Annotated in this window: 25 protein-coding genes; all 25 read right to left on the bottom strand. The window is 66.0% G+C overall.

Going from position 1 to position 23,383, the window contains the following annotated elements; genetic code table 11:
- Positions 1–22: 22 nt before the first annotated feature.
- Positions 23–1,261 (bottom strand): glucose-1-phosphate adenylyltransferase, encoded by a 1,239-nt coding sequence (glgC, locus tag U9977_RS05030; RefSeq protein WP_322747981.1) that lies wholly within the window; start codon positions 1,259–1,261, stop codon positions 23–25.
- Positions 1,262–1,648: 387 nt separating this feature from the next.
- Complete coding sequence (locus tag U9977_RS05025) at positions 1,649–3,775, bottom strand: ArnT family glycosyltransferase (protein WP_322747980.1); 2,127 nt, start codon at positions 3,773–3,775, stop codon at positions 1,649–1,651.
- 2 nt (positions 3,776–3,777) lie between these two features.
- The gene (locus U9977_RS05020) at positions 3,778–5,169 is read right to left on the bottom strand and encodes a glycosyltransferase 87 family protein (protein ID WP_322747979.1); all 1,392 of its coding nucleotides are present in this window, start codon (positions 5,167–5,169) and stop codon (positions 3,778–3,780) included.
- A 192-nt stretch (positions 5,170–5,361) separates the two neighbouring features.
- Positions 5,362–6,105, bottom strand: a complete 744-nt coding sequence (locus U9977_RS05015; protein WP_322747978.1) for a hypothetical protein — start codon at positions 6,103–6,105, stop codon at positions 5,362–5,364.
- A 79-nt stretch (positions 6,106–6,184) separates the two neighbouring features.
- Positions 6,185–6,610, bottom strand: a complete 426-nt coding sequence (locus U9977_RS05010) for a roadblock/LC7 domain-containing protein (RefSeq protein WP_322747977.1) — start codon at positions 6,608–6,610, stop codon at positions 6,185–6,187.
- A gap of 649 nt (positions 6,611–7,259) precedes the next feature.
- Positions 7,260–8,474 (bottom strand): FAD-dependent monooxygenase, encoded by a 1,215-nt coding sequence (locus tag U9977_RS05005; RefSeq protein WP_322747976.1) that lies wholly within the window; start codon positions 8,472–8,474, stop codon positions 7,260–7,262.
- Positions 8,475–8,798: 324 nt separating this feature from the next.
- A complete protein-coding gene (locus U9977_RS05000; protein WP_322747975.1) occupies positions 8,799–9,263 on the bottom strand; it encodes a DUF1772 domain-containing protein in 465 nt (154 codons plus the stop codon).
- 59 nt (positions 9,264–9,322) lie between these two features.
- Positions 9,323–10,333 (bottom strand): methyltransferase, encoded by a 1,011-nt coding sequence (locus U9977_RS04995; protein WP_416210474.1) that lies wholly within the window; start codon positions 10,331–10,333, stop codon positions 9,323–9,325.
- 44 nt (positions 10,334–10,377) lie between these two features.
- Positions 10,378–10,854, bottom strand: a complete 477-nt coding sequence (locus U9977_RS04990; protein ID WP_322747973.1) for a peroxiredoxin — start codon at positions 10,852–10,854, stop codon at positions 10,378–10,380.
- 89 nt (positions 10,855–10,943) lie between these two features.
- On the bottom strand, positions 10,944–11,243 hold the full coding sequence (locus tag U9977_RS04985) for an antibiotic biosynthesis monooxygenase family protein (RefSeq protein WP_322747972.1): 300 nt from the start codon (positions 11,241–11,243) through the stop codon (positions 10,944–10,946).
- Complete coding sequence (locus U9977_RS04980) at positions 11,240–11,980, bottom strand: 3-oxoacyl-ACP reductase family protein (RefSeq protein ID WP_322747971.1); 741 nt, start codon at positions 11,978–11,980, stop codon at positions 11,240–11,242. The genes U9977_RS04985 and U9977_RS04980 overlap by 4 nt, the downstream gene beginning before the upstream one ends.
- 60 nt (positions 11,981–12,040) lie before the next feature.
- Entirely contained in the window at positions 12,041–12,217 is a 177-nt protein-coding gene (locus U9977_RS04975; RefSeq protein ID WP_416210473.1) for a hypothetical protein, read from the bottom strand.
- 32 nt (positions 12,218–12,249) lie between these two features.
- Entirely contained in the window at positions 12,250–12,606 is a 357-nt protein-coding gene (locus U9977_RS04970; protein WP_322747970.1) for an antibiotic biosynthesis monooxygenase family protein, read from the bottom strand.
- On the bottom strand, positions 12,603–12,800 hold the full coding sequence (locus tag U9977_RS04965) for a hypothetical protein (protein WP_322747969.1): 198 nt from the start codon (positions 12,798–12,800) through the stop codon (positions 12,603–12,605). Before U9977_RS04965 ends, U9977_RS04970 begins: the two co-directional genes overlap by 4 nt.
- A 47-nt stretch (positions 12,801–12,847) precedes the next feature.
- Positions 12,848–14,101 carry a beta-ketoacyl synthase N-terminal-like domain-containing protein gene (locus U9977_RS04960; RefSeq protein ID WP_322747968.1) on the bottom strand — a complete coding sequence of 418 codons (1,254 nt, stop codon included), beginning with the start codon at positions 14,099–14,101 and terminating at the stop codon, positions 12,848–12,850.
- The gene (locus tag U9977_RS04955; protein WP_322747967.1) at positions 14,098–15,423 is read right to left on the bottom strand and encodes a beta-ketoacyl-[acyl-carrier-protein] synthase family protein; all 1,326 of its coding nucleotides are present in this window, start codon (positions 15,421–15,423) and stop codon (positions 14,098–14,100) included. The genes U9977_RS04960 and U9977_RS04955 overlap by 4 nt, the downstream gene beginning before the upstream one ends.
- A gap of 1 nt (position 15,424) precedes the next feature.
- Positions 15,425–15,832 (bottom strand): cupin domain-containing protein, encoded by a 408-nt coding sequence (locus tag U9977_RS04950; protein WP_322747966.1) that lies wholly within the window; start codon positions 15,830–15,832, stop codon positions 15,425–15,427.
- The gene (locus U9977_RS04945; RefSeq protein WP_322747965.1) at positions 15,829–16,311 is read right to left on the bottom strand and encodes an SRPBCC family protein; all 483 of its coding nucleotides are present in this window, start codon (positions 16,309–16,311) and stop codon (positions 15,829–15,831) included. Before U9977_RS04945 ends, U9977_RS04950 begins: the two co-directional genes overlap by 4 nt.
- Before the next feature lie 58 nt (positions 16,312–16,369).
- A complete protein-coding gene (locus tag U9977_RS04940) occupies positions 16,370–16,624 on the bottom strand; it encodes a phosphopantetheine-binding protein (protein WP_322747964.1) in 255 nt (84 codons plus the stop codon).
- 221 nt (positions 16,625–16,845) lie between these two features.
- Positions 16,846–17,172 (bottom strand): TcmI family type II polyketide cyclase, encoded by a 327-nt coding sequence (locus tag U9977_RS04935; RefSeq protein ID WP_322747963.1) that lies wholly within the window; start codon positions 17,170–17,172, stop codon positions 16,846–16,848.
- Positions 17,173–17,584: 412 nt separating this feature from the next.
- Complete coding sequence (locus U9977_RS04930; RefSeq protein ID WP_322747962.1) at positions 17,585–18,655, bottom strand: LuxR C-terminal-related transcriptional regulator; 1,071 nt, start codon at positions 18,653–18,655, stop codon at positions 17,585–17,587.
- Between the two features lie 18 nt (positions 18,656–18,673).
- Positions 18,674–19,306, bottom strand: a complete 633-nt coding sequence (locus U9977_RS04925) for a GTP-binding protein (protein WP_322747961.1) — start codon at positions 19,304–19,306, stop codon at positions 18,674–18,676.
- Positions 19,287–19,655: a DUF742 domain-containing protein gene (locus tag U9977_RS04920; protein WP_322747960.1), complete on the bottom strand. Its 369-nt coding sequence runs from the start codon at positions 19,653–19,655 to the stop codon at positions 19,287–19,289. Before U9977_RS04920 ends, U9977_RS04925 begins: the two co-directional genes overlap by 20 nt.
- A gap of 97 nt (positions 19,656–19,752) precedes the next feature.
- Positions 19,753–20,172 carry a roadblock/LC7 domain-containing protein gene (locus tag U9977_RS04915; protein ID WP_322747959.1) on the bottom strand — a complete coding sequence of 140 codons (420 nt, stop codon included), beginning with the start codon at positions 20,170–20,172 and terminating at the stop codon, positions 19,753–19,755.
- Positions 20,172–22,931, bottom strand: coding sequence for a sensor histidine kinase (locus U9977_RS04910; RefSeq protein ID WP_322747958.1), 2,760 nt, complete (start codon positions 22,929–22,931; stop codon positions 20,172–20,174). The genes U9977_RS04915 and U9977_RS04910 overlap by 1 nt, the downstream gene beginning before the upstream one ends.
- Positions 22,932–23,383: the final 452 nt, after the last annotated feature.

Raw genomic sequence — 23,383 nt, 5'->3', positions numbered from 1 at the left:
CAGCGCTCCAGCGACTTCGAGCTCACTCGGTGATTGTCACGCCCTTGCCGACGACCGTGACGCCATCGGGGCTGACCGTGAACCCGCGGGCGGTGTCGTGTTCCTTGTCCACCCCGACCTGCCCACCTTCGGGTACCACCACGTTCTTGTCGAGGATCGCATTGAGGACCACGGCATGCCGTCCGATGACCGTGTTGTCCAGTATGACCGCATTTTCGACCTGCGCCCAGGAGTTCACCCGTACCCCGGGCGACAGGACTGACCGGCGCACCAGCCCGCCAGAAATGATCACTCCGTTGCTGACGACGCTGTTGAGCGCCATGCCGGTCCGGCCCGGTTCCTCGTGGACGAATTTTGCCGGCGGCAGGGACGGGACGTTCGTCAGGATCGGCCAGTGCCGGTTGTAGAGGTTGAACACCGGGTCGAACGCGCACAGGTCCATGTGCGCGTCGAAGTAGGAGTCGAGGGTGCCGACGTCGCGCCAGTAGCCCCGATCCCGTTCGCTTGCTCCGGGCACCTCGTTCTCGGTGAAGTCGTAGACCTGCGCGACACCTTCTTTGGTCAGCATCGGGATGATGCTGCCGCCCATGTCGTGGACGCTGTCGTCGTCGTCCGCGTCGGCCCGCAGCGCCTCGATCAGGACGTCCGTGGAGAAGACGTAGTTGCCCATGGACGCGTACGTCTCATCGGGACTGTCGGGCAGGCCGGGCGGATCCGCCGGCTTCTCAAGGAAGGCGTCGATCGTCCGGCCGTCCGCACCGGGGCGGATCACACCGAGTTGCCTACCCTCCATTCGGGGCACACGCAGCCCCGCGACGGTCACCCCGGCCCTGTTGGCCAGGTGCTGCTCGACCATCTGGCGCGGATCCATCCGGTAGACGTGGTCGGCGCCGAACACGACCACGATATCCGGTTGATCATCGTAGATGAGGTTCAGCGACTGGAGGATCGCATCCGCGGACCCCGTGTACCACCGGGGGCCGAGTCGTTGCTGCGCAGGTACCGGTGTGACGTAGTTGTCGAGCAGATTGCTCATGCGCCAGGTCGTGGTGATGTGGCGGTCCAGGCTGTGGCTCTTGTACTGCGTGAGAACACAGATCCGCAGGTAGCCTGCGTTGGCCAGGTTCGACAGGACGAAATCGATCAATCGGTAGAGGCCGCCGAACGGGACGGCCGGCTTGGCGCGGTCGGCGGTGAGCGGCGCGAGCCGCTTGCCCGCACCACCGGCCAGCACGACGCCGAGCACTCTTGGCGTTGACATCCCACACCTCCCCGGGGTGGCGATCGATGATCGGCTGGGAATCGATGATCGACTGGGACCGGCAAGGACCGACTTCGGGCGGTCCAGCCGGTATTTTCTGAGCCTAACAACGCGTAGCTAATTGCGATGTTCAACCCAGAAGGCCGCAGGGCCCGTCCCACCACCAGGCCTACGCTGACCACCCTGGACGCACCGAGCCAGACACGAGCCGGACACCCGTCAAAAAGATCATCTGTTGTGATTGGGACAAACCTGTCCCATGATTGTGTTCATGGTGTCATGTCGGTGTCCAGTGGTTGGCGTCCCCGGTCTGGGCCTGTCTATGCGTGCGCTATGCGACTGGTCTTGCGGGATGGATCTTGCGTGGCGGGCCCGCTGCGGTGGGCCTCAGGTGCTGGTCCTGGTCAGGTCGTAGACGGTCGTACCGCCGATCGTTGCCGGGCTGAAATTCTGTTGGACCCACGCGGCGATGGCACTGGCCGGGCTATCGGACTGGCTGCCGCCCATCCCCATCCCCGTGCCGCCGCCGATGAAATAGTGGATCTTTGCCTGGCGGACGTACTCCTGGAACTGCGCGAGAGTGGGTGTGGGGTCGGTGCCGTTGAAGCCGCCGATGGCCATCACCGGGTCGTCGGTCGCGAGCTGGACGCCAGCCGCGGAGTTGGAGCCGACTGTGGCCGCGACCCAGGTGTAGTGCGCAGCGTCCGCCTTCAACGCTGCGACCAGCGCGGCGCTTGGCGTCCCGGCGTTGAGCAGGCCACCGATGCCACCCGCGCCACCCCCGAACCTCGCTCCGCCCTGCCGACCGAAGCCGCCGCCCAGACCCCCCGTGCCTCCCTGAGCGGTCGTGCCGCCCAGTGGTTTTCCCTGCGGTGCACCGCCGCCGAAGGCACCACCGCCGCCGAAGGCACCACCGCCGCCGAAGGCACCACCGCGGCCGAAGGCACGGCCGCCCCCGCCGGGGCCACCGGAGCCCGCGGGGCCGGCGGATGGGATGGCACCACTGTGCGCGACGGAGGCTGTATCGACCGCGTAGGCGGCCGGCCCGGTGACCCCCGCGACGATGCTCACCGCGGCCAGTACCGCGGCGGCGCGGCGAGCCAGCGGTGCCGGCAGCATGAGGGTGAGGATCAGTGCGACAACGGCCGCGCCACCGAGGATGACCACCAGCGGCCGTAGCCACGGATGCCAGGTGGGCGTCCGGTTGAGCAGGACGTATGCCCACGCGGTGGTGGCGGCGAGGGCCGCGGCCAGGATGAGGCAGGCGACGAGCCGGTCACGCCGGCGCCACAGGCTGGTGCCGCCGATGCCGACGACGGCGCCGATCGCGGGAGCGAGTGCGACCGTGTAGTAGGGATGGATGATCCCTTGGGCGAGGCTCAGGGTGAGGCCCGTGACCACGAGCCAGCCGCCCCACAGCACCAGGGCCGCCCGGGTCCGGTCCGTGCGGGGGGCTCGCCAGCCGACCGCGAGCGCGCCGACTCCGAGGATCAGCGCGGCCGGGATGAGCCAGGAGACCTGCCCACCCATCTCGGAGTTGAACATCCTGGTCAGGCCGGTCGCCCCCCAACGACCGCCGCCGGCGCCGCCCATCCCGCCGACGCTGCCGGCCTCGTTGCCGTTGAGCCGGCCGAAGCCGTTGTAACCGAAGATCAAGTTGAGGATGCTGTTGTTCTGGGAGCCGCCGATGTAGGGCCGCGAGCTTGTCGGCAGGAGTTCCACGGCCGCGACCCACCAGCCGGCAGCAAGGATCATCGCAGCGCCGGAGAGCAGGAGCTGGCCGATTCTGCGCCGAAACGACGTGGGGGCGGCCAGGAGGTAGGTGAGCGCGAACGCCGGCACGACCAGGAATGTCTGCATCATCTTGGCGAGGAACCCGAAGCCGACGAAGACGCCGGCCCACACGATCCAGCGGGTGCTTGCGTTCTCCACGGCCCGCACGGTCGCGTACGCGCCGAGAACCAGCAGCAGGACGAGCAGCGAGTCAGGGTTGTTGAATCTGAACATCAGCACCGCGACCGGTGTCAGCGCGAAGACCGCTCCGGCCAGCAACGCCGCGCCGGGGGAGAACCAGCGCCGAATCGTCGCATACAGCACGCCGACGGCCGCGACACCTTCCAGGGCCTGCGGGACGAGCATGCTCCACGGGTTGAGCCCGAAGATGCGTACGGAGAGATCCGTTACCCACAGTGAAGCCGGTGGTTTGTCCACGGTGATGAAGTTCGATGCGTCCGACGAGCCGAAGAAGAACGCCTTCCAGCTTGTCGAACCAGCCTGGGCGGCGGCGGAGTAGAAGGCGTTCGCCCATCCCGAGGCCCCCAGACCCCAGATGTAGAGCAGCGCGGTCCCGGTGAGAAGGGTGAGCAGGGCCGGGCGCACCCAGGGCTGGTCGGCTTCCCGGCCGCGCAGAAGACTCCGCGCCCATCGAGCGGGCGACGCCCGGACCTGCGCAGCCGCCGGGCCGACTGGGGCCGGGGGCACTCCGGCCGCCTGGTCCGGAAAGGTTGTGGTCACGTTCAGGTCCTCATCGTCAGGGGCGGGAGTCGACCGGCGGCGGTACCAGCCGCGGTACCGGCCGCGGAAGTCGCCGTCATAGTGCCATCGTGTCGGCTCATGCTGATGTGGACCTGACGCAACCCTGGGAGTCGGCTGAAAGCCCGCGGTGGGCGACAGCGGCTACTGCACGCCCGGTTGCCTGTACCGCCGGTGGCGGGAGTTGATTGAACATGTGCGCGGAATTCTCGGACCGTGGTCCAGAGTACGGCTACCAGGGCCAGTGCCATGAGCGCCGCCGCCAGTCTGAGTTCTGGTGCCGGCGGGAATGCCGCCGCGTTTCCGCCGGCACCGTTCACGGCACCGCTCACGGCGCCGTTCCCGGTGGCGCCTCCGCCCGCGGGTTGGGAACTCTGCGCGAAGTACGTCAGGTATGTCAGGAAGGATGCGACCTGAACGGCGACCGGTAGATACCACAATCGGCGGGGTAGGTAGCAGGCGGCAATTACGCTGAGGACGTCCGCCGGGTAGAAATACCGTTCGTGCATCGACGGTAGAAAAAACGGTACAGCGATGACCGACGCGGTGGCAAGCAACACGATGCGGGTCGGGGTCAGGTCGACGTGACTACGGACAGTAAGGCCGGTCAGGATGGCCACGAGCGCGCCGGTGAACACGACTCCCGCCGTACGCAGGATGTCAGCGTGTGTGCCCGCGGCGATGAACTGATATACCGAAGCGGCGTTGAGTGTCAACTGCTGGTAGGCGCCGGTCTGCCTTGCGTAGACCGTCAGAAGCTTTTCCGGTGATGCGCCCAGGAGCAGCGCGGGCACATCGAGCGCCAGGTACACCCCGGGAATGGCAAGCAACGACGGCCATGGCAGCCGTCTGCTGAGAGCCAGGATGCCCAGGAGCGGAAAGATGAAGACTGCCTGCAGTTTGAACCCCAGCGCGAGGCCGAAGAAGGCGCCGGCCAGCCAGGGGCGGGCCCGGAGCACGGAGTAGACCCCGCCGACCAGGAAGGCCGTGAAGATTGAGTCCGCCTGCCCCCAGCGCGCGCTGTTCGCAACCACCGTGGGCAGGAACAGCACCGCGGTCGCGGCCGCAAACGATTGCCATGAGTCGGGAAAGCGTAGCTGCACGATCCGATATGTGAAGAATGCGAGCAGTAGATCGAACAGTACCGAGATGATTTTGATCCCGGCGAGCGCGGGTACCGGCAGGTACGTCAGGAGGGTCATCAGGTAGAGGTATGGAACATTGTAATCTGAAAAATCAGCTCGAAGGGCGTGATATCCGCCATTAGTGGAGATATGGTCGTACCAGGGTTTCAGGAACATGACGTAGTCCGCCGAGTGATAATCGAACATCGTCGCGCGCACCGTGAGCGCGATCATGACAACGGCTGCCGCCATTGCTGCCCGACCGGCCCGTCGGGGTGGCTTCGTCGCGCTCCGCGTGCGTGCCGGCACCGGCCGCGGGGCCATCTCGGTCATGAACGTATTGTCTGTATTGATACTTAGCCGGACCTTGTATGAAACTTGGCACCGACTGAGCACCGCACCGTGCGTCCAGACACCCGTGCGTCCAGACACCCGTGCGCGGGCTCAACGGGCGTCTGGACGGCCGGCGATCAGATCGAAGATTCGATCCTTGCGGTGGATCCACCGTTGGTCGTGGCGCACGGCTCGACCCTGCGCCCGGGAGGCCTTGTGGGAGCCGCCGCGATAGCGCCACCGCGCCCATGGCGAGCCGGGCCGAGCCAGCCGGATTGCGCCGATCAGCGCGAGGAAGGGAAGGAGCAGCCCGATGGTCCCGAGACGCAGTTTGCCTTTCAGAAATGTGATCACAACCAGGAGGATGTTGAGGACCAGCGACGCCACGTAGTCCCATAGCGCCGTGCGATGGCCGCTGTCGAGGCCGTTGACCCCGAAGGGCAGGCTGCCCAGTACGAGCAACCCGGTCACCGCCACTCCGAGGACGACCGCATCTACCGAGACGCGGCCCTCCTCGCTCCAGTACACGTCCTGAAGGTGCAGAACCAGGGCGAACTCGTCCAGGACGAGCGCGATCCCGACACCGAACAGTGCCCCGAGCAGGTCCCACCACGGTGATCTGCCGGCCGCCGGGGTGAATGCACCGACTCCGGCTATGCACATGAAAACAATGCCAAAGACGACATGATGGATATGTGTTCCGCCGGCTGCGACGTTACCCGGCCACCACGAAACACCGGCCCGGATCATTCGGACGCTGAGCCGGATAAACAGAAATGTGACCACGAACGACACCAGCAGCAGGAACAGCGGTTGCTTCCCGGGCTCGACGATGACCCGATGATAGAAGTCCACGACCGCGTTCATCTGGACCCCCGCGAAGAATCTCGGCCCTGTCCGGTCGGGTCCATTCATACCCAGCTTCGCCAGGCGGTCATCCTACGTCGGACCGCTCCTGTGGTTCGCCGCGCTTCGCCGGGGTGAGGAAGTCGGGCGCCTGCGCCACCAGTCGGGTCATCTCATATCCGACGAGACCGATTTCGCATGTTTTGGCGGCAAGGACGGACAGGCATGCGCCGTCGCTGATGGCCATGAGGAGCAGGGTTCCGTGGTCCATCTCGACTATTGTCTGGCGCACTGCCCCGGAGTCCATGAGGGTTGCCACTCCGAGGGTGAGGCTGAGCAGACCCGAGGAGATCGCGCCAAGCTGTTCTGCCCGGTCGCGCGTGAAGCCGTCGCAGACCGCGAGCAGGATCCCGTCAACCGAGACGACGATGGCGCTCGCGACCCCGGGTACCGAACCGACGAAGTTGTTGATGAGCCAGTCCAGCCCGTGATCCGCTGCGCCCGCCCCGGTCACCTGAGCCTCGGCTGTCCACACGGGGTACCCGGCCCGATGCGGAAGCCCACCCGTGGTTCTGCCGGGCACCTCGATCCCCCATGACGTCGGTAGTACAATTAGCTACCTCTCTGACAGATTTCGCCCGCGTTCGGCGACCGGCGTAAGTCGTGGTTATTTCCTCCAAGGTATCGGCTTGCGGCGACCAGCCGCATCCAGGTTCCCCGCGCCGCAGCGAGTTGTTGCCGCACGAACAGCGTAGCCGCGGCTGCTGCGGGGACCAGTTTATGCCCATTAGGCCGCGGCCTTGACCGCCGGTGCTCGCGTTGCGCGGAGTGTCGGGAAACATATCCAAATGTAAACTGATTAAAATCTTTTGTCTGTATTGTCGTGAGCATCCATTAGTTCCCGCTTTGATCCGTGCTTTCGGGTGGGCCGGCCAGCCGGATCGGGTTCCAGCGGCCGTTCCGGCCTTCGTTCCATCGGCGCGAGCCGTTCGACCGGAACGATCCGCCGCGCTGAACGATCCGCCCCGCCGGACGGTTCGTTCAGCGGGGCGAAATCAAGCGGTCATGCCGAATATTTCGGCCGTATGCCGGTCTGGCCACCTGTCCATCGACCGATGGACAGGTGGCCAGAGCTGGGTGGTGCCAGCACAGGAGAGCTGGTCTCAGTCGACGAAAAGATCAGTCCGCGCCAACACCCGCTGGGTACCGAATGTCACCCGGGAGAGTCTCTTGCGGTAGATCGGGGTGTGGCTGATCGCCTTCATCGCCACCGGCCGGATCCGGCCGGCGATGCCGTCGGCACCCGAGAACAGCAGCTTGGCCTGCTGTGCCTGCATCTCCATGACCGCCGCCACGGCCGGCCGCCGCTGCTGCTCGAACTGACCGAGTGCTCTGTGGTCGAACTGCCCACTCGCCCACGACGACATCAGGATCGGGTGCAGGAGTGCTGCATCCTGGATCGCGAGGTTGACCCCCTGGCCGCCGATGGGCCCGACCGTGTGCGCGGCATCTCCGATGAGGACCAGACCATCTCGAGCCCAGGTGTCGGCGAAGCCGGCAAACACGTCGAGCACTGTGAGGTCGCCGGGCGCCCGGACGGACCTGGCGATCAGATCGGCATACCGGGGAACCGATCGGCACATCTGCTCCTTGATGTGGTCGATCCCGTGCTGAGCCAGCGACCGGTAACTCCGACGCGGCAACGTCCAGCCGAGCTGAAGGCTGTCGGGGTAGGCGTCGTAGACGATGATCGGGTTACCGTCACCCTGGAAGACCGTCACCTCAGGGCCGTGTCGCTCCTGCACGGGCAGTTTGAACCACACCACGTCGTAGTCGAAAGCGTCGATCTTGGTGAACGCGATGTCAGCCAGCCGTCGGGTCTTCGAGTGACGCCCGTCCGCGGCCACCACACACCGGGCCTCGATCGTCTGCTCGCCCTCGCCGTCCGGCAGCCGGACACCAATGACGCGCTCGCCGTCCAAGAGCAGCCCGGTCGGCGACCGGCCGTCGAGATAGACGAAGCGGTCGTACCGCTTGCAGGCGTCAAGCATCTCCTCCAGCAGGTTCGGTTGCGGAATGCTGAGGACGTGGTTGTACGGCGGGTCGAGCCGGCTGAAGTCGGCTTCGAACAGTGTGCGACCAGCGGACACGATGCGAAATCGCGAGCACTCGTAGTGGCCACGCTTCCGCGCACCGTCGAGGATGCCCATCTGGTGCAACAGCAGTGCCCCCCCGGGTTGGAGGATCTCGCCGCGGTACTCGCGGTCGAACGACGTTGTCCGCTCGACGAGAACAACTCTGGCACCGGATCGCACCAACAATAGCGCCATACTCAGTCCGGCCGGGCCGGCTCCGATCACACAGAAATCCGTTTCCATAAATATAGATGCTCCACCTCAGGCCGTCTGACGAGCCGGGCGGGGCTCCTTTGAGCGGAGCCCGGAGCAGCACGGCCTGACCGCACCGCACCGCTGCGCGAACCGCGAAAGCACGCCGACAGGTTCGCATTGCCGCGGACCGCGACCCCTCAGCCGCAGTCATGGACGCCCAGTCGATCAAGAGTAGTGAGGGCGGCGAGGCCCGCGGATCCGACATAGGCAAGCGAGCGACCGGTCGCAAGCGACACCTCGTGGTGGGCGTTCGGGCCCGATATCACGCCCTACCGGGCCCGGGTCGCACCGGAGTGCGGATTCTCCAGGCGGTCAATGAGGTGCGATCGACGCCACCGCTAGCAGCACGAATGCCGTAACGGCGGCTACTGTCCGTATCCGATTGAAAGCGTTCCATCGGGCCCGATGGTTCTCCCAGTCCGACGGCGGGTTGTCGGCCTGCCACGACGCCATGGCAACGTTGATGGGGAGATCACCGCGGACGGTCACCACAATGTTGGTGGCGAGGGAGAGGACGGTGAGGCCAGCCAGAACCGTGCAGGCACCTTTGCCCTGGACTCCCGCGGTAATGGTCAGCGCTAGCGAGACCGCCAGGGCCACCAACTGTAGCGGCCTCATCAATGGAGGGTAGGTGCGATCAAAGGCCTGCTTCACTGTGATGTAGGTGCCCGGCGTTACGGAGCGCAGCGCTGGCTGTACCGCCATGAGGCCGATGAAAAGCGCCCCGGCGACGAGGCCGCTCAAGACCAGTGCCGCCACAACCAGGGTCGGGATCATTGCTTCCTATTCTGGTAGGTGGGGTCAAGAAGACCGCTGAGGCAAGGGCGAGGCGACGTTCATGACCGGGCGGCCCCGCCGTGCATCGTGGCCTCGATCAGGTAAATGCCGGATGGCGTCGGGGTGAAGTGAGGGGCGCCCAGTCCGGCCTTCTCGAAAAGGTCAGCGAATTCACGCTCGGTGCGCACGCGGCCATCTGGGTGCAGGACGAACATCTGTACATCGGACAGTTTCGCCTGTACTGACTCGGGGCCATCCGTGACGACGCGGTCGATCACCACGATTCTGGCACCGGGTTTCGCGTTCGCCGCACAGTTACGCAGTATTCGAACGCCCATGTCATCGTCAAACGAACAGATGATCAGTTTAAGTAGGTAGATGTCGGCGGAACAATCAACTGTTTCGCAGAAGTCGCCCGGCTGGAGCGTGAACCGCTCCGCGCGGCGAGCGGCCGCCGTATCCGAGGCGAGACTGCGCAGCGTCCCCGGGGTATCGAACAGCACTCCGTTGAGGTGCGGATGCCGGTCGACAACGGCAGCCAGAAAATCGCCGTATCCTCCGCCGATATCGACCACGGTGACGGCATCGGCGATATCGACCGCAGCGGCCAGCGGCCTGTCGGTCATGGTGGCGAGCTCCGAATGGGCTTCCTGGAAGACGGTTTCGGCGCCTGGATCGTCCTCGGCAAAGTACGACCACATATCCTTGCCGAACACGTCGTCGAATGCGCTCCGGCCAGAACGAACACTGTCGGTAAGCCTTGACCAGGACTGCCACTGCCAGTCGGCGCATGCCGTCAGTACGGCATTCCGCATACTGGTCGGATGATCGCGGCGCAACACCCGGGACAGGTCGGTGTGGACGTAGCGTCCCTCGGTATCGGCGGCAAAGACACCGAAGGCTGCCAAGGCTCGGAGAATTCGATGGAGCTTGTCCGGATCAACACCCGTCGCGACGGCAAGCTCGTCGGCCGGCACAGGTTTGTCATCGGACAGTGCGTCAGCGATGCCGAGTTCGGCGACCGCGTTGATCATCTGGGCCACCCACGCGCCGGACACAAGGCGGTACATCTGGCCGTGGACCGGAATCTGCGTAGGCAGTACAGCACCCTGGGTCATTCTGTCTCCTTCTTTTTCATCTTTAGAATCGCATGGGTGCGCAGCGCCTCCAAGGCGGCGTCCGCGTGCCGGCTCATCGAGAACTCCGAGTCGATCCGCGCGAGCACCGTGCCATCGGTGTCGACAACAAACGTCGACCGCTTGTTCGGGCCCAGCCTGCGGCGGACACCGAAGGCTGCGGCAATCGTGCGATCGGTGTCGGCGATGAGGGGAAACTCGAGCGAATGTTCGGCGCTGAACGCGGCCTGCTTGTCGACCGTGTCCGCGCTCACCCCGACGATGTTTACGCCCAGCGCGGCGAACTCGCCGGCCAGATCCCGGAAGTGGCAGCTCTCCTTGGTGCAGCCGGGTGACATCGCCGCGGGATAGAAGAACATCACCAACGGACCCTTGGCCAGCAAATCGGAGAGGCGGAAAGGTCCACCCGTCTCATCGACACCCGATAGATCCGCGACGTGGTCGCCAATCTTCATACGACGATCCCCCTGTCCTGTCCTCGGCGCTTCCTCAAATTACGTGGATTTGTCCGGATCCATGCTTGCGAGAACCAAAGTTTTTACGCTCACCGCTCATGGCCTGCCACATGGATGAGGAGGTCCGCGATCTCCATACTCGCGCTTTCGCGGAGTTCGCGGAGTGGTGCGGTGAGCGCGTCCTGCTCACTGGACCGTTCGAAGGCGTGAAACGCTTCCCTGGTGGCCCAGTCGGTGGTGATGACGAACTCCCGCTCGCCACCGCGGAGCAGGTCCTGCCGGAGGTTGCCGGGAGCGTGGCGAACCTCTAGCGCGATCTTCTCCCAGAGCTGTTCGAAATCCTGTTCCAGCCCGGGACGGACGCGCATCCGCAACGTAGCTCTGATCACGAAATGCCGCCGTCCACGTTGATGGTCTCGCCGGTGATGTATCGGGAGGCATCGCTGGCCAGAAAGAGCACGACGTCCGCGACTTCCTCGGGTGTCCCGAGTCGGCCGAGTGCCGACCGGGCCGCGATCGATGCCCGCCGTTCCGAGGACATGTCGATCGTCCGGTCGGTGTCGGTGTATCCCGGCGCGATCACGTTGATCCGGATGCCGCGGGGGCCCAGTTCCTTGCACAGCGAGCGGGCATGTCCTACCAGGGCCGCCTTGGACGTCATGTACGGAACGCGGTCCGCGATCCCGCGCAGGGCTCCGGCTGACCCGATGTTGATGATTGACGCGTTACTCGACAGCAGGTCATAGGAGGCTCGGTACACCAGGTGCAGGCCGGTGAGGTTGGTGTCGATGACCCGCCGCCACTCGGTCAGGTCCACTTCGTGCAGTGGGTAGTGGCCGATCACGGACGCATTGTTGACGAGAATGTCGAGGCTGCCGAAACGCTCCCGGACGGCATCGAGCAGGTGGTCGACATCCGACTCGGCCGTGATGTCGGCGCGGACCAGGTACGCGTCGGCACCCAGTGCGTTCAGTTCCGCGGCCAACGACGTGACCGCGTCACCCTCCTGCGTGTAGCAGGCGGTGACCGACACTCCTTGCTGCGCCAAGGCCAGGACGATTGCCCGGCCGATACCACGGGAACCGCCGGTCACCAGAGCGGTCCTGCCCTTGAGACTGAAATCCATCGGGTTTTCCCCTCGGATGCTCATTGTAGTTTGTCTGTGCTACGTCGACAGCTTTTATGCTCATGGAGTTGCTGAACTGGGAGCGGTGACCGGCACCCGGCTGGCGTGCTTTCCTAACATCTGGTGGATGGCCTCGGCCTCCACCGTGTCCAGGTCGGGGGAACCAGCGCCGTCGGCGAGAAGCACGCCGACGTCCGTGCGGGCCAGGCCCGCATCGGCCAGGTGCTGTCTGGGTATGGCGGAGCCGGAATGAAGATCAAAAAAGGCTCTCAGTCGAGCCCGTCGACCAGAACGCCGGTCGGCCCGTAGGCCGCCATCTCTACGTAGATCGCCGGACGCTGCTGGGGGTCCTGGTAGGGCCGCAGCGGCGAGGTGATGGTGCGGTGGTCGGCCCCGGCTTCCCACGCGGCGAAGTTGGTGATGTTCGTCCACTCGCTGACCACCACGTACCGGGCCGGGTCGCCCGGATCACGCAGCAGCTGGTTACCGAGTAGGCCTGGGGCGCCGGCGAGTTTCGGGCTGATCGCGTGGTAGGCCCGTTCGACCGCGTCCGGGTCGTCCGCCGGGGCCAGCGCCCAGATCATCACCCGCACGCGCCCGCCACCCGGCTCCGATCGCCTGCTCACCCGACCGCCGTCCCAGGCCGGAGGGTCAGCACGGTGCCAGTGGTCATGGACCCGCTGGCCTGCACCCCCTGCCTGTTCTCCAGGTGGCCGGTGACGCGGTCGCCGATTTGTAGGCAGGTCTCCTCGAACTCACGCTCCCGGTCCGGGTAGGTCCTCATGGTGAGCATGATGCGAAAAGGGTTGGGATGGTCCATCAGATCCCTTCGTCGATGGTGAAGTCGGTAGCGTGTCGCCCGAAGCCTTATGCGGTGGGGACTCCTTTCAGGATCAGTGAACTGTTGAAGCCCCCGTAACCGCGGGCGTTGACCATGGCGACCCGCACGGGGCCTTCGCGCGGCGTACGGACGAGGTCAAGGCGGTACTGGGGCACCGGGTTGTCAAGGTTGCCCACCGCGGGGATCACCCCGTCGCGGATGGACAGCAGCGCGTTCACGGCCGCCAGCGCCGAGCCACCCGCGCACATCCGCCCGATCAGGCCCTGGGGAGCGGTGACCGGAACATGCTCGGCGTGTGCACCGAAGGCCAGCTGGATCGCGCGTGCCTCAAGGTCGTCGAGGTCGCGGGAGCCCGCGCCGTCCGCGAAGATCACATCGACGTCGGCCGGGGTGAGGCGCGCGTCTGCGAGCGCCCGGCGCATGGCCTCGGCGTACCAGCGTGGGTCCGGCGACGGGTCGCGATGATGATGCGCGTCGTGGGTTGCCGCGTATCCGGCGATCTCGGCGTACACCCGTGGCGCGCCACGGGCACCCGCGGTGGCCGGGTCTTCCACGACGAGCGTCGCGCCGCCCTCGGCGGGCACGTAACCGCCCGCGGACCGGTCGAACGGCTTGTAGGCGTCCGCCGGCTCACCGCTGGTGGACAGCCGCCCGCCCGTGATCTGGCAGGTGAGAGCATAGGGGGTGAGGCCCGCCTCGGCACCGCCGGCGAGAACGGTGGGGGTGCCACGACGGATGGTCCGCCGAGCCTGCGCGAGGCTGTCAAGACCGCCGGCGGCTTCGGAGACCACTACTCCCGATGGCCCCTTGAGACCGTGCCTGATCGAGGTCTGGCCGGCGGTCGCCGCATAGAACCAGGCGATGGACTGGTACACGCTCACGGCCTGGCGACCGCGGCTCCACAGCCGCTGGATCTCCCGCTGGCCGAAGTCGTTGCCACCGGAGCCGGCTGCGAACACCACCGAGGTCGCGTAAGGATCATGCGCCGCCGGGTCGTAGGCGGCGTCGGCGAGCGCGAGTTCGGTGGCGGCCATGCCCAGCCACGTCCACCGGTCGGTCTGCAGGACAATCCGGCCGCTCAGGTGGTCGGCGGGGTCGAACCCCTCGACCTGGCCGGCGAGCGTCGTGGCGTACCGGCCCGCGTCGAAACTGCTGATCGGCCCCACCCGGAGCTCGCCACGCAGCGTCGAACGCCAGTGCTCCTCGGCCCCGATGCCGCTCGGGGCGATCACTCCAATGCCGGTGACAACGGGACGAAGCGCCGGCCGGGTGGTGTTCACCGGGCCTCCTGGCCGCGGTCGAGCACGATGGCTGACTGAAACCCGCCGAAACCGCTGCCGACCGACAGGGCCACGTTGACGTCGTGGTCGCGGGCGATGTTCGGCACGTAGTCCAGGTCGCATTCGGGGTCCCGGTTGGCCCAGTTGGCCGTCGGCGGAACGACGCGGTTCTCGATCGCCAGGGCGCAGGCCGCGACCTCGATGGCACCGATCGCCCCCAACGAGTGGCCGACCATGGATTTGATCGAGCTCACCGGGACGTTGTACGCGTGCGGCCCGAGCGACTTCTTGAACGCGGCGGTCTCGTGGCGGTCGTTCTGCTTGGTTCCCGAGCCGTGCGCGTTGACGTAATCGACCCGGGTGGGGTCCGTCCGGCCCTGCCGCAGCGCGTCCGAGATCGCATCCGCCATGTCGAGGCCGTCAGCCTTCAGCCCGGTCATGTGGAAGGCGTTCGACCGCGCGGCGTAGCCGGTGATCTCGCAGTACACATGGGCGCCCCGGGCCCGGGCATGGGCCAGTTCCTCCAGCACGAGGACGGCGGAGCCCTCGCCCATCACGAACCCGTCGCGGGTCGCGTCGAACGGCCGGGATGCGTGCTCGGGGTCGTCGTTGCGCGCGGACGTCGCACGGATCGCGTCGAAGCAGGCAATGGAGATCGGGGACAGCGGCGCGTCCGTCGCGCCCGCGATCACGATGTCGGCCTCGCCGTCGACGATGAGCTGGTGGCCGTACCCGACCGCGTCGATCCCGGACGTGCAGCCCGTCGAGACCACGTGCGCCGGGCCGTGGGCCGAGAATCGGCACGCCACTTCGGTGGCAAGGCAGCTTGGAACCAGGGCGTGGTAGAGAAACGACGACGCATAGCTGGGGTCGACGAGCCAGTCACGTCCACTGTTACTGGCGACCACGTACTCGTCCTCCAGCCGGGTGGTCGCGCCGACTGCGCTGCCCATGCTGACAGCCACCACCGGGCCGTCGGTGTCTCCCATGCCGGGCGTGTCCGCGTCCCCGCCGAGTTCCAGTCCGCTGTCGGCGACTGCTTCGGTCGCGGCTGCGAGGGCGAACTGAACGAAACGGTCATTACGGGCGATTTCCTGCGGTGTCAGCCCCGCCGCGGCCGGGTCGAAGTCGCATTCGGCGGCTATCTGCGAGCGGAACTGGGCCGGGTCGAAGAACGACAGGCGCCTGGTCGCAGTCCGGCCTTCGGTCAGCAGGTGCCAGAACTCCTTGCGGCCGGTGCCTCCCGGCGCGACCACGCCGATGCCGGTAATCGCCGTCCTTCTCACTGCCGGCTCCTTCACGGGGTGCTCCGGTGCGGACATGTCAGCTTTGGGGGAGCGGTTCGGTGTCCACGTGGCCGAGGTCCGGGCGAGGCGCCAGGGGACTCAGATGGAAGACGAGGAAGGCTGTCTCGCCGCCCTCGTTGACGATCCGGTGCCGCATGCCGATCGGGATGAGCAGTCCGTGCTCGGCCGGCAGCGTGGTGTGCTCGCCGTCAAGTCGCGCGGTGACACTTCCGGATACGCAGTACAGGAACTCCTCGGAGTACGGATGCCAGTGCTCGGTGACGATCTCGCCGGGCGCCAGCGTGAGAGTGCCGAGGAAGCCGGACTTCGCGCCCACCGTCGCGGGGGACAGCAGGGTGCGGATGTCACCGCCACGACGACGGTTGGCCGGGACATCGTGGATGGACACCACGGCCGGTCTGGTGGCCTGATCGGTCACGGTCACTGCGTCTCCTCGGATCCAAGGGGCTTTGCGGCGCGGGCGGCTCGTTCGACCTTCTCGCGGATGACGCCCATCTCCCGCCGGCTGTTGTTGTTGATGTTGTTGGTCATCCACTCGTCGTCGACGGGTGCCTCCGGGCGCATGTGGAAGTCCTGGACCCAGCGCATCCTAGTGCCGGTGCCCTCTGGTTCGTATGTCCATTCGATGTTCATGAAATCGAACGGTCCTGTTTCGACGCGGTGCGCCTCGACCCGGTATTTGCTCGGGTCGAGGGTCCGTTCCGAAACCCAGCTCCAGACCTTCCCGTCCGCATCCGGGTGCATGGTCAACCGGAATCGGAAAGTCTGTTCGTGGTGTTCAAGAATGTCTACCGAGGCATACTCGGTGAAAAGATTCGGCCAGCTTTCGAGATCATTCGTCATCGTCCAGACGAGATCGATATCGGCATCGATGAAGATCGAGTTGTCCGTGTGCGCGGCCATTATTCTCCATTCGGTTCACCATATGGCACGCCTGCCGACGCCTGCCGACGCCGGCTCGTCAGGCGACGACCTGGCTGGCGGTGACGTTGATCGCGGTGAGGATCTGGGCGAGGGTGTAGTCGGCGGGCGGTTCCGCGGGCAGTTCGATCCCGAAGGCGTCGAAGACGACGGTCTGCAGGTGCAGGTATGCCAGTGAGTCCACGCCGACCTCGGCGAACGTGACGTCTAGGTGGTCCGGGCGGTCGTCGGGAGCGAGCACGCTCTGTTCGACGAGAAAGTCGAGTAGGCGGGCGGCGCTCCATGCGGGTGCCATGACGCTTTCTCCTTTGCGACGGTGGTCACAGTGACCATGAAGTGGGACCGGATCGCGGGGCCGGCGGGTCCGTGGGCGTTTCGGGGAGGTGGGGGTTTCGGGGACGTGGAGATGAACACCGATCGCACGCCCGTCGGTCCAGCGGGACCCGGCACCTGCAGCTCGAGCGGCGACGCGAGTCGGCCTCAGTACGGTGACCCGATGGTCGGTCGATCTGTTCGTCAGTCGGCGGTCCAGGAGTAGAAGTTCCGGGCCATCGCGTCCCGCGGGCTGCTCCAGGTGTCCGGGTCGTACGCGGTGATGCGCTTCTCCAGCTTTGTGTTAACGTCGACGAACAGCGGGTGCTCGCGAATGGCGGGCAGCGCGGGGGCGACGTCGTCAGCCGCTTCTATCAGGTGGAAATACAGTCCGTGAAAACTGAACAGATTTCGTCGGACAACACCCAGCATGTGGGGCAGCTGTCCATCGTCGGACTCGCGGAAGATATCGGCGACGGCGGCCTCGTCGCCGGCGTCCATGCGGGCGACGATAAGAGTCCGGTGTGTCATCGGGCGGGCCCGGAAGCAGTTGGGCAAACCTGACCGTAGAACCTTGACACGCGTGCTCCCTGACTATATCTGGAAGAGCTCGGGCAGGCGCGTGCAACGTCGGTGTCGCATCGGCGCCGGCATGTGTTGACGATATGACAGGACCGTCGGCGCGGGCCTGTCCCAGGATTTGATCAGCGGCTGTAACCTGCAGGCCTCTGGCGATGTGATGATGTCGGCCCCAGCGGATCGCGAGGTGATCCGTCGGGCCCGCCCTTCTCGTACCGCCGCAGGATCTACGATCCAGCGCCGACCTCGTCCCTGTCCCTACGGAAGCATGCTGTATTGGGCCGCTCGTGTCTCGAAGTTGATCTGGCAGGAACATGTAGTGGCAACTTAATGCCAACACGAAACCGTTAAACGTTCAATGCTGCTATAACCATCCTCGCTCCGCCGCGAGGATGCCGGCCTGGAAGCGGCTGCGTGCGTCCATCCGGCGCATGAGATCGGCGATCATCCGTCGCACGGTGCGGACTGACACGCCCAGATGACGGGCCGCAGCCTCGTCCTTGGCGCCGAGGCTCAGGAGCCGCAGAAGGACGCGTTCGGAGTCTGTCGGCTCCCTGCCCTCGGGGTCGACACTCCCATAGTCGTGATCGTCTATGGCACGATGAGCCGGACCGTCGCCGGACGCGGACGTGTTGGGTCCCTCGAGCGAGTCGCCGTCAAACCCGACAGGCTCGGCGAGCCCCCACATCTGATCGAACAACATGACGACCAGATTGGTCAGCGCCGGCTCGCGCAGCAGCAGCGCAGCGCTCTTGTTCGGACTCGGCATCAGCAGGACAAGTCCGAGTTGGCGGTCGACGGTGGTGAGGTCCACCGGAGCGGTGTCGACCACCCGTAGATCCAGGCCGTGCGCTGCAGCGGTGCGCAGGTACGCGGCGGTTGCGTCATCCGAGTGCGCCGGCCGGGAACAGATACTGCGTATGGTGACCCCGCGTTCCTGCGCCCGTAGGAGCGCTCGGGTACCCTCCGGGGTCGCGGCCAGCTGCTGCCCAGGCTGGGTGTGCAGCACGAGTACCTCCCGTTCCGCCCGGGTTACCAGCTCCAAGAATTTGATCCGCACTGCATCGGTGCTGTCCAGGTGTTCCACCTCGCTACCGGAGTCGCCGGGCTGGCGACCCTGGAGGTAGTCGGCGACCAGGGTGCTCACCTGCAGGCGCGCGCGGACGAGCTGCTCCTGCCGGCGGATCAGCTGGTCGTGCTGCTGGCGGATCAGTTGTTCCAGGGGGACCTCGGGGTGCACGGCGACGAGGCGGCCCGGATGATCACGGGACATGACCAGCAGCGAGAGCTCGACCAGCCTGTCGCGGGCCCGGGCGATGATGCTTGCGGGGAGCCCGAGGGCCAGGCCCACGTCCTCGGTGGTCAGGTCCTCGTGCCGTAGCCACAACCGGTAGGAGGCGAGGGCGACGTCGTCGAGGCCGAGAAGATCAAGCACTTTCCTCTCCCGCGCCAATTAGTCGACGTGGGCGCTGGCCTCGGACAGCAGACCCCGGTGTCGGGTCTCGGCTGCCACGACATCCAGAGCGTGGCGGACCAGCGCGACCAGGGCCTGGCGCACGGATTCCCGCCGACGGGCGTCGCAGAACACGATGGGCCTCCGAGCGTCGATGTCAAGAGCGTTGCGTACGTCGTCGAGTGTGTATTCCTTCGACCCGTCGAACCGGTTGACCGCCACCAGGAACGGAATATCCCGCTCCTCGAAGTAGTCGACCGCCGGGAACGAGTCCGAGAGCCGGCGGGTGTCCACGAGCACGATCGCGCCGATGGCACCGAGGACCAGCTCGTCCCACATGAACCAGAAACGGTCCTGGCCGGGCGTGCCGAACAGGTAGAGGATCACACTGTCAAGCAGGGTGATCCGACCGAAGTCCATGGCAACCGTGGTTGTGGTCTTGGAGTTGACCTGCGATGTGTCGTCGATTCCGAGACTCGCCGAGGTCAGGGCCGCTTCGGTCGTGAGCGGGGGGATCTCGCTGACCGTACCGACAAACGTCGTCTTTCCGGCGCCGAATCCACCGGCAATTATGATCTTGACGGCATTGGGCGCGGGGCCGGTGGTATCTGTTCTAGAGGGTCTGAAGTCCATCGAGCACCTTCTCCATCAGCGCTACGCCGGGACGCTCGGTCGGTCGGGCCGGGCGGGTGACGTGTACGAAACCAGCGTCGATCATGTCGCCGACGAGGACGCGTGCCACGCCGATCGGAAGTTTGAGCTGGGCGGAGATCTCCGCGATCGACTGGATGCTCCGGCAGAGCATCAGGATGTCCTGCTGCTCCGGATCGAGGCTCCGGACCATTGCCCGTCCGTGCGCCGTCGTCGACACCAGAGCTACCAGCTCCAGCGCACGATTGGCCGCCGGCCGCGTTCGGCCGCCGGTGACGGCGTAGGGGCGGACGACCGGACCTGCATCCTCGTCATACCACTCCTCGTCCACCGGTCCTCCTGATCAGGGCGTGGGTTCGGTTCCCGCGGGGCTTCCGGCGACGCGACAGAGCCGCCGTCGCGTCGCCTTCAGCCCACCGGGGTGGCGCTCAGCGCGGCAATGCCGCCTGCATTTCGGCGCGTAGCTCGGGGCTTAGGAACTCGCCGACACGGATGACCAGAAGGGCCATCTCGTACGCGATCAGACCGATATCCGATCCGGGCGTGCTCAGAATGGCCAGACACGACCCGTCGCCGACAGCGGTGACGAACAGGAATCCCTGTTCCATCTCGACGATCGTCTGGCGGACGTTGCCGCCGCGGAAGAATCGCCCGGCGCCCCGGGCGAGGCTGTTGAATCCCGACGCGACCGCCGCGAGCTGGTCGGCGGTCGTGCGGTCCATACCGTTCGACGTCGCCAACAGGAGACCGTCCGCTGACAGCACGATTGCGTAGGTCACCTCCGGTACTTTTCGGGTCAGGTTGTTCAACAGCCAGCTCATGTTTTCGGCCGGGCCGATATGGCGCATCACATCACCTTCCTGGCGTCGTCGCCGTTCGGATTGGGTCCGGCCTGCAGGCCTCGACCGAAGTTGGCCTGGAAGGACGACATCATGTTGCGGATTTCCTCTGGTGATCGCGGCCCGGCAAGGACCGGCGGTGTCGTGGCGTCGGTCGTGGGCGCTCCCCGCAGCTCGGGCGCCAGGCTTGCCCGTCGCGTCCGCTTCGGCAGACCCGTGTCGGTTCTCGCCGTCTCAGCGGGCGGCAACGCCGATACCGGCGTGGATGACGGTCCCGGTGAGAACGACGATGGTTGGGAGAACGACGGTTGGGAGAACGATGGTTGGGAGAACGATGGTTGGGACAACGGTGGCGCCGGTGGGAACGACGGGGAGTCGGGGGCGTGAACCCGATCGGACAGGCCATTGTCGCTGAACCCGCCGGTGACCCACTGGGTCGAGGTGTCGACCGGCTCGTCCCAGTGGCCGGCTGGCTCGGCCCGGTGGGCACCGGTGTCCGGCGGTTGACCCCACTTATCCGACGAGTCGGGCAACTGGGTCGACGGGCCTGGGAGTTCCGCCCAGTCATCGGGCTCCGCCGACGGGCTGAGCTGCGGCCGCGGGCGGGAGGGTTCGCCGCGGTTGCCGTTGCTGAAGTCGCCGGTCGCCTCCCGCTCGGAGACGAACCAGCTTGAGCGGATCGTGGCGAACACCGGCAGATCGTCCATGAGCGGCCGGTCATCGCCGCTTCCGTTACTCGATGCCGCCACCGGCGCGCCCACGGACATCAGCTCACCGAACTCATCGGGTTCGGCGGAGCCGTCGAACGATCTCGCGAACGAGCCGGCGGGGACCGGCCCAGCGCCCTCTTCGTACGTCGCCGGGTTCGACTCGATGGTGGTTCCGTCAGCGGCGCGCAACAGCGCTGTGGGTAGTAGAACGATGGCGAGGGTCCCGCCGTACGGTGACGGCCGCAGCTGGACCTGGATGCTGTGCCGCTGGGCCAGGCGGCCGACGACGAACAGGCCGAGTCGCTCACTGGTTTGCAGATCGAAGGGGGGTGGGTTGCTCAGCCGTTCGTTGACCGCGCTGTATTCCTCGTCGGTCATACCGAGACCGCGGTCTTCGACCTCGACCACACAGCCGTTGGAGACCTCGTGTCCGGAGACGTGGACGGGCGTGTGCGGTGGCGAGAAGGAGGTGGCGTTCTCGATCAGCTCGGCGAGCATGTGGATCACGTCACCGACCGCGTGGCCACCGACGGCGGAACCGGAGATCGGCAGCACCTTGACGCGGGTGTAGTCCTCCACCTCAGCGACCGCACCACGGACGACGTCCTTGAGCGGGACCGGCCGGCGCCAGCCACGGGCTGGTTTCGATCCGGACAGCACGATGAGGTCTTCAGCGTGACGCCGCATGCGCGTCGCGAGGTGGTCGAGCCGGAACAGCTCAGCCAGCTCGTCGGGGTCGGTCTCCTTGCGTTCCAGGCCGTCGATGACCTTGAGCTGGCGGTGGATGAGCGCCTGGCTGCGACGGGCCAGGTTGAGGAAGGTGTCACCGATACTCTTCCGCATCGCGGCTTGTTCGACAGCGGTGCGCACAGCAACCTGATGGACGGTGGTGAAGGCATCCGCCACCTGGCCGATCTCGTCTTTTGTTTGGACCACGATGGGGAACACCTCGTTGTCGATGTCCACCTGTTCCCCCTGGTGGAGCCGTTCCACAACCTCTGGAAGACTCTTGTGCGCGACCTCGAGGGCCGCCCCCCGCAGGCGCCGGAGCTGGCGGATCATCGGACTCGCCACGAGCAGCGAAATACCGATCGACACGGCCAGGACCAGCGCGACGCCGACACCTCCGAGCCAGGCGTCACGGGTCGCACTCGAGGCGATCGCGTTGCTCTTGGCCGCGAGATTGTCGGCGATCAAACGTTCGACTTGACGTAGCTTCTCGATCTTTGTGCCGGTTACAGGGAGCCACTGCAGGGGATCCACTGTCGGGGGACGGCCCAGCTGGGAAGCGAAGACAGTCTCGTCACGTATCTGGACCATCTGGTTCGCCGTCGGGCCAACGGCCTGGTTGAAGAAGTCCTGTTCGGACTGGGTCGCGGTGTCGCGGAACTCCTTGAGCCACGCCTCCTCGGCACCTCCGTTGGATTGGATCAGCTTGATCAAGCCGACGTTCGACTGGTGGAGAAAGAGGATCTGGGCTACGGAGCCTCGCTGCAGCTCCACGGCCTCTTTCGCGCGGGAGATGCTCACCAGCGTTGCCGCCGTGCTCACCAGGTCCGCGCTCTTACTACCAGTGGCGACGTGGGCATCGAGATCGAGCAGGTCTCCGATCAAGGCGGTGTAGAAGTCGGAGTTCTTCTCGGTCTGCGCCTCCCGGGTGTCGATCAGCTTGCGCTGCGGGCCAAGACCGGCGATCTGGCCCGCGATGGTGTCCAGAGCTACTCGCAGGTCCTCGGTGGCGCCGGCCGGAAGAGCGGCGAGAGCAGCACGGTAGGTCTCGATCGCCGGGTCGACCTTCGTACGCGTCGCGACCGCGTCATCCGCACGGTTCCGGTAGCCGGAGCCGACGTAGGCGGTGGTGGCGAAGCGTTCTTGCTGGACCGTATCGATAAGGTCGTTGACCTTGACCGAGAAACCCGCGAGGGTCCGGATCCGATCGCTTGCGCTGACACTCGCGAGGTTCGTGCGTACCTGGATGGCGCTGAAAATCGTCAGCGCCACCAGCGGAAGGATGAGAATGGCGACCAACTTGGAGCGGATTGGCCAGTTCTGGAGCATCCGGTCCTCTCGTCCGACGCCGTGCCTTGGCGCCTCGTTGGGGCGAGCGTTCGTGTGTGGCCTTCGTGCCCCGGCCGTGCCACGGCGTAGGGCGAAAACCGTAACCCACTGGTCTCCCCCCGTGGGCGAGACGACTCTACCCGGGGGATTAGTCCGGGTTGGGCGGGGGTACACCCAACAGGTTCGGGTGCCTGCAGGCTGAGGTCCCGGTATGGTCGCCACCTGATCATCGGCGTTAAAAGGTGTTCCCATGATGAATTGTTGGGTGTCACTCTGTTTCACCAATGATGCTGCTCGCCTGTTTGCGCGGTTCTGTCTTCTGTATGAGACAGATCGGGCGTCCGTGGTGGCATCAACAACGGATGCACATCTGGCGAGCTCGGTTTGGCTGCCGATGGGTGGCCGGCGGGTGCCCGCTACGCGCCTGCGGGGATCACGATCGGGCCACAGAA

Source organism: Protofrankia sp. Cas8, from assembly GCF_963555845.1.
In the GTDB taxonomy this organism is placed as follows: Bacteria; Actinomycetota; Actinomycetes; order Frankiales; family Frankiaceae; genus Protofrankia.
The sequence above is the reverse complement of the archived record's forward strand: the minus strand, read 5'-3'. Positions and strand labels throughout refer to the sequence as shown.